Consider the following 12,146-nt stretch of genomic DNA (forward strand, 5'->3'; position numbering starts at 1 on the left):
GTGGTGGCTCCCTCGGGGTCGGCGCGGGCGGCGCTGTCGCCGGCACGGCCTGCCGGCGGGGTGACGCCCAGGATAGTGCGACCGCGGCGGGGAACCGCTCAGCCGAGCAGCTGGGGCGACAGGGCCCCGCAGGGCAGCAGGTCCAGCTCCGCGCCGGCATCCCGCAGATCGGTCAGCACCAGCTCGTCGTACATCACCAGGGCCGACTGCTCCGGCCAGGCCACCGCCCAGAGCCAGAGGCCGCGGGCCTCGCCGACGAACACCGCCCGGTCCGCCGGGGCGTCCGGCACGTGGAACATCGGCGTCGGCCGGCCGGCCGCCATCAGCTTGGCGTCGGCGGGCTTGTAGAGGCCGACGGAGTCGCCCGGGTCGGGGCCGGACAGCCCCGCGTACCGGGCGCCGAGCCCCACCCCCAGCTCCTCGGCGACCAGCACCAGTTCGCCGAAACCGCCCAGCGGGGCCGGTCCGGAACAGGCGACGGCGGTGGCCCGGGCCCCCGAGACGTCGTCGCCGACGTGCGCGATCCCGGTGTACAGCCAGCCGACCGGCAGCGGCCAGGGCAGCCAGACGGGGACCTGGGAGCGGGCGACGGCGACGCCGAGCGCCTCCACGCTCGGGGGCAGCACCGGCTGCATCGGGTGCACGGCGCCGTGCCGGTCGCACTGCCACGTGTCTGAGAACAGACCGGGGGCGCGGACCCGACCGGCGCACCTCGGGCAGCTTGGCTCGCCCCTCATAGCCGTCAACGCTCCTCCCTCCGGACCGCCGCGTCAAGGACGATCACCCGTACGGAGGGCGGCTCGGCGGCACCTGTCGGCGGCGGGTGCCCGCGCGGCGCGGGGTGGGCGCGTGCGGGCGGCTCCTGTTGGGAAATGTCCAGTGCGGAGCGGCGGCAAACGTCGGCCGTGTGCGCCGGGGTGCGCCCTCCGGACGGCGTACGGCGCGTCGTACCGCGTTGACGTGCGCGGGGGGCGCGGCGCCGCCGCCGGGGCCCGGAAAGCACTGACGCCCCGTTGTCGCTGCTGCGATGACGGGGCGTCAGTCGGGTATCGGAACGTCCGGATCGGACGGGCCGGGCTCGTCGGCGGCCGGGGAGCGTTCGGGCTCCCGGGGGCCGCGCCCGGTCAGACGGTCGGGCACGGACGGATGAGCAGGCGTTCGCCGGTGCGGGCGGCGGCCTGGACGAGCTCGCGGACGGTCTCGGCGTCGGCGATGAGGCGGTCGGTGGCGGTGCCGTGGGCGTCGTCCAGTCGGAGGATCTCGAAGCGCATGGGCCTGTCCTTTTCTGACCCCGCCGGGCGGGGCGGTCGTGGCTGAGTCGGTATCAGCCTGTTCGGGGTCCGTCGGGTCGGTTCGTCGGCCGACCGCTGTCGCGACAAAGAGGGCTCCCCCCTGCTCGCCAAAGGCGTGTGGTCCCTCGTGAACCACGCTGCGGTGGCGCTGCTACCGGGTCGTTGCCCGTCCGTGAAGTCCTGGTTTCGGATGGATCGCGTCGACGGAACGCCGACGGCACTGTCGACGATGTTTCCAGGACCGAATCAAATATTACCGCAACTAACGAATTTTGTCGCCCCCCTTGTACCAGGAACCTCAGGGAACCGTCGAGGTGGGGCCCCGCGGTCGGCCCCAACGGGCCCGGGTGTCAGCCCCAGAGGGCCAGCAGGGCCTCGGCGGTGGCGGCCGGCCGCTCGGCGTTCGGGGAGTGCCCGGCGTCCGCCACCACGACCCGGCGGGCGCCCAGCCGCCGCGCCATCGCGGTCTGCTCCGGCACCGGCCAGGCGTAGTCCCGGACACCGGAGAGCACCAGGGCGGGCAGGCCGGCGGCGACCACGGCGGCCAGCTCCTCCACCCGGTCCGGTGCGGTGACCAGGTGGCCGCCGGTGGTGATCAGCGCCTGGGGCACGTTCGCCAGCCAGCGGCGGTGCAGGAAGGCGGCCACCTCGGGGGACGGGCGGCGGGCGCGGTCCCCGCCGCCCTCCTCGATCTCCTGCATCAGCTGCCAGATCTCCTCCAGGCCCATCGTGGGCAGGACGCCGATCAGCAGCCGGGTCCGCTCCGCCTCGGCCGGGTCGATCGCCCCGGGACCGGTGGACACCAGCGTCAGCGAGGCCCACGGCAGTGCCGCGCCGCCTGCCGCGGCCTGCGCCAGAACGGCCTCGCGGACCACCTGGCCGCCGAAGGAGTGGCCCAGCAGGTGCAACGGCCCGGCACCGTCCTCGGCCAGCAGCGCGGCGGTGAGCGCCCGTACGTCCGCGCCCAGCGCGGCGGGCTCGTAGGCGGCCGGGTCGTCCGGCCCGCCCGTCTCGTACTGCCCGCGCTGGTCGACGGCGGTCACCCGGTAGCCGGCCGCGGCGAGCGGCTCCAGCAGCGCGATGAAGTCCTCCTTGCTGCCGGTGAACCCGGGCACCAGCAGCGCCGAGCCGCGCACGGCCCCGGCGGGCTCGGCCCGCAGCGCCGCGAACTCCCCGCGCGCCGTCACCACCCGCAGCGCGCGCGCACAGGGCGGGAGGGCGAGGAACGGCGGCGTGCTCATGAACGGACCTCCGGCGACCGGGGCGAACTGGCGGGTAACCCCGAGCCTAGATCCTCTCCTCCGGGTCATGCCGGGCGGATGCGATCCGAAGGACAGGACCGGGATGTTCCCGGGAACGCCGAAGGGGCGGCCCGGGGGTCCGGGCCGCCCCTTTCGCGCGGGGGATGCGGGTCAGCTCTCCGGGGTCGCCTCGGGGGCGGCCGCCGGGCGGCGGGTCCGGGTGCGGGTGCGCTTCGGCTTCTCGGCGGCCGGAGCTTCGACGGCGGCCTCGGCGGCCTCGGCGGCCACGGTCTCGGCCGGAGCCTCGGCCTTCGCCCGCGAGCGGGTGCGGGTGCGCTTCGGCTTCTCGGCGGCCGGGGCCTCGGTCGCGGCCTCGGCGGGGACGGCCTCCACGACGGCGGCCTCCGCGACGGTGGTGGTGGCCTCGGCCGCCGCACCCTCGCCCGACGCCGAACCGCGCGAGCGGCGGCGACGGCGGCGCGGCGCCGCCCCCTCGCCCTCGGCGCCCTCGACGGCGGCCGGAGCCTGCGGCGCGCCGGGCGCGACAGGTGCGTCGGGCGCCCCGTCGACGACGGCCGCGACCCCGTCCACCGCGCTGCCCCGGCGGGTGCGCCGGCGCTCACGGGGCTGACGGGCAGGCTTCTCCTCGGCTGCGGCGGCCGGCTCGGTGGCGGCCGCAGCCCGGCCGGAGCCGCTCCGCCCGCCGCGTCCGCGCCCGCCGGAGCGCGAACCGCGCCCGCCGGTCTCGCCGAGGTCCTCGACCTCCTCCGCGCCGAGCCCGGCCCGGGTCCGCTCCGAGCGCGGCAGGATGCCCTTCGTGCCCGGCGCGATCTTCAGCAGCTCGTACAGGTGCGGCGAGGTGGAGTAGGTCTCCTCCGGCTCGTTGAACGGCAGGTCCAGCGCCTTGTTGATCAGCTGCCAGCGCGGGATGTCGTCCCAGTCGACCAGGGTGACGGCGGTGCCCGAGGCGCCGGCCCGGCCGGTGCGGCCGATCCGGTGCAGGTAGGTCTTCTCGTCGTCCGTGCACTGGTAGTTGATCACGTGCGTGACGCCCTCGACGTCGATGCCGCGGGCCGCGACGTCGGTGCAGACCAGCACGTCGACCTTGCCGTTGCGGAACGCCCGCAGCGCCTGCTCGCGGGCGCCCTGCCCGAGGTCGCCGTGCACGGCGCCGGCCGCGAAGCCGCGCTGGGTCAGCTGGTCGGCGACGTCGGCGGCGGTCCGCTTGGTGCGGCAGAAGATCATCGCCAGCCCGCGGCCGTCGGCCTGCAGGATGCGCGAGACCATCTCCACCTTGTCCAGCGAGTGCGCGCGGAAGATGTGCTGCTCGATGTTGGCGACGGTGGTGCCGGTGTCGTCCGGCGCGGCGGCGCGGATGTGCGTCGGCTGGCTCATGTACCGGCGGGCGAGGCTGATGACCTGGCCCGGCATGGTCGCCGAGAACAGCAGGGTCTGCCGCTTGGCGGGCAGCATGGTGATGATCTTCTCGACGTCCGGCAGGAAGCCGAGGTCGAGCATCTCGTCGGCCTCGTCCAGGACCAGCGCGCGGACCTTGGAGAGGTTCAGCTTCTTCTGGCCGGCCAGGTCGAGCAGACGGCCGGGGGTGCCGACGACGATGTCGACGCCCTTCTTCAGCGCCTCGACCTGCGGCTCGTAGGCGCGGCCGCCGTAGACGGCGAGCACGCGCACATCACGGACCTTGCCGGCGGTCTGCAGGTCGTTGGTGACCTGGGTGCACAGCTCGCGGGTCGGGACGACGATCAGCGCCTGCGGGCAGTCGGAGAGCTGCTCCTCCTGCGCCCGGCCGGCGTCGACGTCGGCCCGCACGACGACCCGCTCGATCAGCGGGAGGCCGAAGCCGAGGGTCTTGCCGGTGCCGGTCTTGGCCTGGCCGATGACGTCGTGGCCGGTCAGCGCGACCGGCAGGGTCATCTCCTGGATCGGAAAGGGGTGGACGATGCCGACGGACTCGAGGGCCTCGGCGGTCTCCGGGAGGATTCCCAGGTCCCGGAAGGTGGTCTTCGTGGGTTCAGCGGTGGTGGACAGGGTGCTGCCTCTTCCGTGTGGAGGGGCCGAGAGCGAGCGGCGGGCGGGCAGCCGCGCGGCTGCGTACGGGCCTGGACGGCCCCGAATACAGCTGCGCGGACGCACAACCGCGCCGGTCCCTGCGGCCGGCCGGTGCGCGCGGCCCGGTCAAGGGGGCGCGTCGCCGGCGGCGTCGGGGAGGATTCCCGTGAGGGACCTGCGCGGGACCTGCGCCGACTGGCGCGGTCTCGGCGGCCCTCGCTCGGCCACATGCGGTGCCAAGGCTTGAGGTCCAAACCCTGGTCGGAGCCGATCGGCTCTCCGACCGGGCATCCGCGTACGTTGAGAACCCGGCTTCCGTGCGGCGCGTCCGAGGGGACGGAGCCGCTGCGGAGCGGGCTTGCCCGGGGCACCGAGACGGCGGTGACACCGTGCGAGCACGACGGGCCTCCGTACCACCATACAGTCACCCGACGACTCGAACACGTGACGCGGGCGACATCGCAGGTCGGAGCGGTGGAAGCGGTGCCCGGGGACGGAGCGGCACTAAGGTGGCGGGTCATGGAGAACCGTGGTGAGACGCAGGACGACGTGGCGGCCGGCTCGATCGGCGACTGGGCGGCCTGCTCGGCCGACCCCGGGTACCGGGCCGCCGTACTGGACCTGCTCGGCGCCCTCGCGTACGGCGAGCTGAGCGCCTTCGAGCGGCTCGCCGAGGACGCCAAGCTCGCGCCCGACCTGTCGGACAAGGCGGCGCTGGCCCGGATGGCCTCCGCCGAGTTCCAGCACTACCAGCGGCTGCACGACCGGCTCGCCGAGATCGGTGCCGACCCGCAGGAGGCGATGCGGCCGTTCGTCGAGCCGCTGGAGCTCTTCCACCGGATGACCGCGCCCTCGGACTGGCTGGAGGGCCTGGTCAAGGCCTACGTCGGCGACGCCATCGCGACCGACTTCTACCGCGAGGTGGCCGTCCGGCTCGACGACGACACCCGCGACCTGGTCCTCGGCGTCATGTCCGACACCGGGCACGCGCAGTTCGCCGTCGACAAGGTCCGCCAGGCCATCGAGGCCGACCCGCGGGCCGGCGGCCGGCTCGCCCTGTGGGGCCGGCGGCTGATGGGCGAGGCGCTCAGCCAGGCGCAGCGGGTGGTCGCCGAGCGCGACGCCCTCTCCAACCTGCTGGTCGGCGGCGTCCGGGTGCAGGGCTTCGACCTGGTCGAGGTCGGCAAGATGTTCAACCGGATCACCGAGGCGCACACGCGCCGGATGGCGGCGCTCGGCCTGGCGTCCTGACCCGGCGGCCGGGGCGGCCGGGGCGGCCGGGCGGCGCGCAGCGGGCGCGGACGGCGCGTGCGGCGTGAGCAGCGCGTGCGGGGCGGGCAGGGCGGCTCAGGCGTGCCGGTGGCGCCGGTGCGCGCCCGCCCGGTGCGGGCGGTGCTGCGGACGGTGCCGGTGGGCCGGTGCCCGTCCGTCGGCCAGGTCGGGCCGGGCCAGCACCGAGGTGAGCAGCGCCGAGGCGAGGGCCGAGACCGCGATGCTCGCCGCCGGGTAGCGGCCGTCCAGGGTGAAGTGCGCGATCACCCCGGTGAGCAGCGCCGAACCCAGGGCCGTGCCCAGTGTCAGTGGCCGCCCGGCGCGGAAGTACGCGGGCCACGACAGCAGCGCGGCGGCGCCGACGACCACGCCGACGAGGGCGAAGGCGAACGTCTCGACCAACAAGGATGCCTCCCCGGGGGACGGGCGTCCGGCGCGCGGCCGGGCGTACTGTCGCCGTACCCCGGCCGCCCCACCCGTACACCCGGCCCGGCCGGTGCGGAAACGACGGTGCCCCGCTCCCTCACGGCGGAGGGAACGGGGCACCGGCCGAGGCCCGTGGCTCAGAGCGTGCCGAAGCCGACCTTGCGCGCGGCCGACTCACCGATCTCCACGTACGCCAGGCGGTCGGCCGGGACGATGATGCGGCGGCCGTGCTCGTCACTCAGGGAGAACACCTTCTCGGTGCCCTCCAGCGCCTTCGCGACCGCGCTCTGGACCTCATCGGCAGTCTGCGAGCTCTCGATCACGATCTCGCGCGGCGCGTTCTGCACGCCGATCTTGACCTCCACGGCTTCCGTCCCTCCGGGGTTGCAGCCATCCACGCGCGGTACCGCACCGCCTGGGACAAGCGGTCGCGGCGACCGCGCCGTACGGCTTCACCATAGAGCACCGGATCGGCACCCCGAGGAAGGCCGGTGGATCACCGGTCCGCCGCGGAGCCCTCCGGGGCGTCGCCGTTCGGGTGCATCGGGAAGCCCTTCAGCCCGCGCCAGGCCAGGCTGGCGACCAGCCGCACGGCCTCGTCGCGCGGGATCTCCAGGCCCTGCGACAGCCAGTAGCGGGCGGTGATCTGGGCCAGTCCGCAGACACCCGCGGCCAGCAGCTTGGACTCCGCCTCCGGCAGGTCGGTGTCCTCCTGGATCACCTTGCTGACCAGCGTCGCGCTGGCCTCGGCGGCCCGCTCGACCCGCTCGCGCACGGCCGGCTCGTTGGTCAGGTCCGACTCGAAGACCAGCCGGAACGCGCCCGACTCGCTGGAGACGTAGTTGAAGTACGCCTCCATCGTCGCGGCCACCCGCAGCTTGTTGTCGGTGGTCGTCTCCAGGGCCTCCCGGGTCGAGTCGACCAGGGCGTCGCAGTGCTTGTCCAGCAGCGCCAGGTAGAGCTCCAGCTTCCCGGGGAAGTGCTGGTACAGGACCGGCTTGCTCACCCCGGCACGGTCGGCGATGTCGTCCATGGCGGCCGCGTGGTAACCCTGCGCGACGAACACCTCCTGGGCGGCACCGAGCAGTTGTTCACGGCGGGCGCTTCGCGGCAGGCGGGCACCGCGCGGGCGCTCCTGCGCCTCCTGGATGGCCGTCACGGCGCTCCTCACTTCACGGGTCGTACGGGGTCGGCAAGATGACCGATTCTACTTTCGGGTAACCGCGTTCGCGCTTGCCAGGCACGAGAAAAGCGGCGATCCCCCTTGTCAGGAGCCCACAATACGGCGCCCACCACGGCCGTCGGCAGTGCCGAGGAGCCCTGAATGGGGACCCCGGGGCCCCGGGCGGCCCGGGGGGCCGCGGCGGGACCGGCTCATTACCATCGTCCCCCATGGACAGCGCTGAGCAGCAGATACTCCCGGCCCCGGCCGCCCTGGCGCCACTGCGCACCGTCGAGGTGCCCGGCGCCACCCTGGCCGTGCACCGGCCCGCCGGGGACCTTGCCCCGGACGGCGGGCGGGCGCCGGCGCTGTTCGTGCACGGGCTCGGCGGCTCGGCCGCCAACTGGACGGAGCTGATGGCCCGGCTCGCCGGACAGCTCGACGCCGAGGCCGTCGACCTCCCGGGCTTCGGCGACTCCGCCCCGCCCGCCGACGGCAACCTCGGCCTCTCCGGGCACGTGCGCGCCGTCATCGGCTACCTGGAGGCCGCCGGCCGCGGCCCCGTCCACCTCTTCGGCAACTCGCTCGGCGGCGCCGTCGCCGTCCGGCTCGCCGCCCTGCGCCCCGACCTCGTCCGCAGCCTCACCCTGGTCTCGCCGGCCCTGCCCGAACTGCCCCCGCAGCGCACCGCCTGGTCCACCGGGCTGCTCGCCGTCCCCGGCCTGCCCGCGCTGCTGCGCCGACTGCCCGCCGGCCGGCGCGGCCCCGAGCAGGCCACCGACGATCTGCTCCGGCTCGTCTACGGCGACCCCGACGGGCTCTCCGCGGCCTCCCGCGCCGAGGCCGTCGCCCAGTACCGGCGGCGCATCGAGCTGCCCCACGCGCTGCCGGCGCTGGTCGGCTCGGTGCGCGGGATCGTCTCCGCCTACACCGAGCGCGGCGACCAGGCGCTGTGGCGGCAGGCCACCCGGGTCGAGGCCCCGGTCCTGCTGGTCTACGGGCTGCGCGACAAGCTCGTCTCCTACCGCTCCGCCCGCCGGGCCTGCGCGGCCTTCGCGGACTCCCGGCTGCTGGTGCTCCCGGAGTCCGGGCACGTCGCCATGATCGAGCACCCCGACGCGGTCGCCCGCGCCGTGCGCGAACTGCTCCGGCGGGTCTGACGCCCGCGCCCGGCAGAACCGCCCCGCCCGACGGTGGGGCTCGACGGCGGGGCCCGACGGTGGGGCCCGACGGCGGGGTCCGACGGACACCCCGTGATCGGCCGGCGTTAACGCCGTGATCGGGACGAGGTCACTCCGGTTCACTCGTTCAGGTGGCAGCCAGGCATGTGACCGATGGATTGCCCCGGGCCGGACCTACCTTTCTGCTGTCGGACCGAACAGGTGTGGGGGAGCCGCGGCCGCCGGAGAACCCGGAGGGCGGCCGCGCGGGGGACTCCGGCAGCCGGTGGCGGTCGCCGGCCCGGTCGCGGTGCCCTGCGACGGACCGCCCTCCCCCGGACCGCCCCCGCGGAGCACGCGCCCGACGCGTCGCCCGCTCGGCCCGCTCAGCCCTCCACATCCGCCAGGTCCGCCCAGCCACCCGTCGATCCGCTCTGCTCTGGAGGTCCCCCGTGCGCGTTGCACTGCTCACCGAGGGTGTGCGCCCGCACGCCCCGCGTGGCACCGGCGGCTGGTGCGACCGGCTGGTGGACGGTCTGCGCGAGCACGACTTCGAGCGGTACGACGTCGCCGTCGGGGTGCCGCGTCCGGCCGGCCGGACCCCCGGCGCGCTGCGCGGCCGTCGTTGCGCCGCCGCCTACGAGCAGCTCGTCCGCGCCCTGCTGCACCCCGCCGACCGCGCCGCCTTCGGCCCCGGCCTGTACCGGCTCGCCGACCTCGCCCGCGCCGACCGCGCCCTGCCCGCCTTCCTGGTCTCCGCCCACGCCCGCCGCGTCCTGGAGCGGGTCTGGCGCGCGCCCGGTGCCGACACCTCCGCCGGCCGGCCCCTGGTCCGCGACGTCCTGGTCGCCGCCGACCTCCTCGAACAGTGCCTGCGCCCGCTGTCCGCCCCCTGGTACGGCGCCGCCCCCGGCGGCCTGGGCGCCGCCGACCTCTGCCACGTCGTCGGCGGCGGCCCGGCCGCGCTGCCCGCGCTGGTCGCCAAGCAGCTGCACGGCGTCCCGTTCGTGGTCACCGAGCACGGGCAGCACCTGCGCGAGCGGTACCTCGACCACCACGAGGCCCGCCACGGGTGGCCGGTGCGGGCGCTGCTGCTCGCCTTCTTCCGGGCGCTCACCGAGGAGACCTACCGGCAGGCCGCGATACTCACCCCCGGGAGCGTCCACGACCAGCAGTGGCAGGTGCGCTGCGGGGCCGATCCGGCGCGCACCCGGGTGGTGTACGAGGGCACCCCGGCGGTCGACCGCCCCGCCGCCGGCCCCGAACCGGCGGCACCCACCCTGGCCTGGGCGGGCGCCCTGGAACCGGGCCGCGACCCCGGACTCGCGCTGCACGCCCTCGCCGGGGTCCGCGCCGAGCTGCCCGCCGCGCGCCTGGTCGTCCACGGCGAGGAGACCGCCCCCGGCTACCGGGCGCACTGCGCGGCCGTCGCCGAACGGCTCGGGGTGGCCGGGGCGGTCGAGTTCGCCGGCCGGCCGCGCTCGGTGGCCGACGTCTGGGCCGACGGCACCGTCGTCGTCTTCTCCGCGCTCTCCCAGCGCCGGCCCGGGCCGCTCGCCGACGCGATGCTGAGCGGCCGCGCGGTGGTCGCCACCGACGTCGGGGTGGCCCGCGAGGTGCTCGGCCCCGCCGGGCTGCTCGTCCCGCCCCGCGACCCGCAGGCCCTGGCCGGGGCCTGCCTCGCCCTGCTGCGCGACGAGGAGCGTCGGGCCCGCCTGGGGCTGGCCGGCCGCCTCCGGGCGCAGGAACGCTTCGCCGTCGAGCCGGTGACCGGGGCCTTCCGGGAGATCTACCTGGAACTCGTCTCCCACTGGCCGGCCTTCCCGACCCCGACCCCGGCCCCTGCCCCGCGCCCCTTCACCCGCCCCGCCGAGTACTGGCTCACCGACCGCGGCCCTGCCCCTGTCCCGGGTGGCCGTTCCCCGGCGGCAGCCGCGACCGCCCGCTCCGGTCCGGTGCCGCCCGCACAGGACACCGGTTCCGCCGGCCGATCCCCGGTGACCGCCCGCTCCGCTGCGGGGCCGCCGGTGCCGGACAGCGGTTCGGCCGGTCGTCGTGGTCCCGCCCCGGCCCCGGGCGGCCGTTCCCCGGTGGCAGCCGCGACCGCCCGCTCCGGTCCTGTGACTCCGGCTCCGGCCCCGGCTGCCGGCCCCGCCAGCGCGGCGCAGGCCGGTGCCGCGCCGGCCTCGGCGGGTTCGTCGAGCGGGAGCCGTGGGGTGGGGGGTGTTGCCGCCGGTGCGCGCGTTGGTGTTGCCGGGGTGGTGGGGTGCGTGGCGGGTGGTGTGCGGCAGCCCGGCGTTGTGGGTGCCGTCGTGGGTTCGGGGCTGGGGGGTGCTTCCGCCGGGGTGGTGGGGTGCGCGGTGGGCGTTGCTGCTGCCGTGGACCGCTCCGGGGGAGTGGGGGCGGCGGGGCGTCCGTGCGGTGGGGGGTCCGATCCGGGTGTGGTGGGTGGGGCGGCCGGGTGGGCCGGGGCGTTTGCGGAGGCGGTCTGATGGCGGGGGGCGGGGGTGCCGGGGTGGGGGAGGCGGTGCGGTTCGGGGAGGTGTCGGGGGACCCGGTCCGGGAGGTGATGGCCGAGTACCGGCTGCTCTGCGAGCGGGCCGTCGACCCGTTGGAGATCGCCGCCGGGCTGGAGGAGGCCGGGCTGGGCCCGGCGGTCGCGGCCCGGTGCCGGCACGCCGATCTGTTCTCGCTCGCCGAGGAGCTGTACGCCCGGGTGCCGCGCCGCCCGCCCGCCGAGGCGGCGGCCGGGCCGGAGGAGAGCTGGCAGCGGCGGTGCGGTGCCGCGGTGCGGACGGCGGTGGCGGCCGTGCTGCCCTGTGCGGCGGCGGTTTCCCTCGGCGGGGGCCGGCCCGCTCTGGCGGCGGCGGCCGTTCCGCTCGCGTTCGTGCCGGTGGCCGCGGGGCCGTCCGGCCCGGCCGGGCGCCTGCGCGGGGCGGGGGTGGCGGCGCTGCTGCTGGTGCCGCCGGCGGTGGCGGCGGGCGGGCCGGGGGAACGGCGGGTGACGGTGGCGCTGGTGCTGGCGGCGGCGCTGTCGGCCGGGTCGGCGCAGTGGGCGGCCCGGTGGTTCCGGCAGGTCGGCCGGGGACATCTGGGGGCGGCGGCGACGCTGGCCGAGTTCCGCTCCCGGATGCGGCCGGTGCTCCCGGTGGCGCTGGCGCTGCACCTGGCGGTGCTGGCCGTGCTGACCTTCGCGGCGCTCGCCGTGCTGACCGCCCTCGCGCCGCGCCCGGGGCCGGGGCACGGCGGCGGTCTGCTGCACCTGGCGGTCGAGCGTGCCGGGCCCGCGCAGTGGGCGGGGCAGGGGGTGCTCGGCCTGCTGCTGGTGCTGACCGTGCTGCTGGCGTGCTGCGGCCGGACGGGGGCGGCCGCGCTGGGCGCGCTGGCGGGGGCGGCGGGCGCGGCGGTGTCCGCACCGTTCGCGGGTGGCGCGGTGGCGCTGGCCCTGCTGGTGTACGCGTGGCCGGTGCTGGGCCGTCCCGAGGCGCACCGGTGACCCGTCCCGCGCACACCCGTGCGCGCCGAC

At 76.5% G+C, this 12,146-nt stretch carries 11 protein-coding genes; 4 read left to right on the top strand and 7 right to left on the bottom strand.

The features are described 5' to 3' along the window. Positions 1 to 98: 98 nt before the first annotated feature. The 4 genes from ACFVVU_RS12940 to ACFVVU_RS12955 all read right to left on the bottom strand — a co-directional run bounded on the left by ACFVVU_RS12940 (position 99) and on the right by ACFVVU_RS12955 (position 4,465). Positions 99 to 737, bottom strand: coding sequence for a DUF6758 family protein (locus tag ACFVVU_RS12940; protein ID WP_355363707.1), 639 nt, complete (start codon positions 735 to 737; stop codon positions 99 to 101). A 387-nt stretch (positions 738 to 1,124) separates the two neighbouring features. Further along, positions 1,125 to 1,271 (bottom strand): hypothetical protein, encoded by a 147-nt coding sequence (locus ACFVVU_RS12945; RefSeq protein ID WP_350563393.1) that lies wholly within the window; start codon positions 1,269 to 1,271, stop codon positions 1,125 to 1,127. A 371-nt stretch (positions 1,272 to 1,642) separates the two neighbouring features. Then, positions 1,643 to 2,533 carry an alpha/beta fold hydrolase gene (locus tag ACFVVU_RS12950; RefSeq protein ID WP_387789737.1) on the bottom strand — a complete coding sequence of 297 codons (891 nt, stop codon included), beginning with the start codon at positions 2,531 to 2,533 and terminating at the stop codon, positions 1,643 to 1,645. 171 nt (positions 2,534 to 2,704) lie between these two features. Then, positions 2,705 to 4,465 (bottom strand): DEAD/DEAH box helicase, encoded by a 1,761-nt coding sequence (locus tag ACFVVU_RS12955; protein WP_387789739.1) that lies wholly within the window; start codon positions 4,463 to 4,465, stop codon positions 2,705 to 2,707. Positions 4,466 to 5,119: 654 nt separating this feature from the next. On the opposite strand from ACFVVU_RS12955, the gene ACFVVU_RS12960 reads away from it, so the two are divergent. Further along, positions 5,120 to 5,851 carry a ferritin-like fold-containing protein gene (locus ACFVVU_RS12960; protein WP_380680543.1) on the top strand — a complete coding sequence of 244 codons (732 nt, stop codon included), beginning with the start codon at positions 5,120 to 5,122 and terminating at the stop codon, positions 5,849 to 5,851. A 96-nt stretch (positions 5,852 to 5,947) separates the two neighbouring features. On the opposite strand, the gene ACFVVU_RS12965 is transcribed toward ACFVVU_RS12960, so the two are convergent. The 3 genes from ACFVVU_RS12965 to ACFVVU_RS12975 all read right to left on the bottom strand — a co-directional run bounded on the left by ACFVVU_RS12965 (position 5,948) and on the right by ACFVVU_RS12975 (position 7,457). Further along, positions 5,948 to 6,277, bottom strand: a complete 330-nt coding sequence (locus ACFVVU_RS12965) for a hypothetical protein (protein ID WP_380680545.1) — start codon at positions 6,275 to 6,277, stop codon at positions 5,948 to 5,950. A 158-nt stretch (positions 6,278 to 6,435) separates the two neighbouring features. Beyond that, positions 6,436 to 6,663: a DUF3107 domain-containing protein gene (locus tag ACFVVU_RS12970; RefSeq protein ID WP_380680548.1), complete on the bottom strand. Its 228-nt coding sequence runs from the start codon at positions 6,661 to 6,663 to the stop codon at positions 6,436 to 6,438. Positions 6,664 to 6,794: 131 nt separating this feature from the next. Next, entirely contained in the window at positions 6,795 to 7,457 is a 663-nt protein-coding gene (locus tag ACFVVU_RS12975; protein WP_380680551.1) for a TetR/AcrR family transcriptional regulator, read from the bottom strand. Positions 7,458 to 7,690: 233 nt separating this feature from the next. On the opposite strand from ACFVVU_RS12975, the gene ACFVVU_RS12980 reads away from it, so the two are divergent. From ACFVVU_RS12980 to ACFVVU_RS12990, 3 genes are all read left to right on the top strand, one after another. Next, on the top strand, positions 7,691 to 8,620 hold the full coding sequence (locus ACFVVU_RS12980; protein WP_380680554.1) for an alpha/beta fold hydrolase: 930 nt from the start codon (positions 7,691 to 7,693) through the stop codon (positions 8,618 to 8,620). A 452-nt stretch (positions 8,621 to 9,072) separates the two neighbouring features. Next, positions 9,073 to 11,112, top strand: coding sequence for a DUF3492 domain-containing protein (locus tag ACFVVU_RS12985; protein WP_387789742.1), 2,040 nt, complete (start codon positions 9,073 to 9,075; stop codon positions 11,110 to 11,112). Then, positions 11,112 to 12,116, top strand: coding sequence for a hypothetical protein (locus ACFVVU_RS12990; protein ID WP_387789744.1), 1,005 nt, complete (start codon positions 11,112 to 11,114; stop codon positions 12,114 to 12,116). Before ACFVVU_RS12985 ends, ACFVVU_RS12990 begins: the two co-directional genes overlap by 1 nt. Positions 12,117 to 12,146: the final 30 nt, after the last annotated feature.

Origin of the sequence: Kitasatospora sp. NPDC057965, from assembly GCF_042887135.1 — a bacterium.
Classification (GTDB): domain Bacteria; phylum Actinomycetota; class Actinomycetes; order Streptomycetales; family Streptomycetaceae; genus Kitasatospora.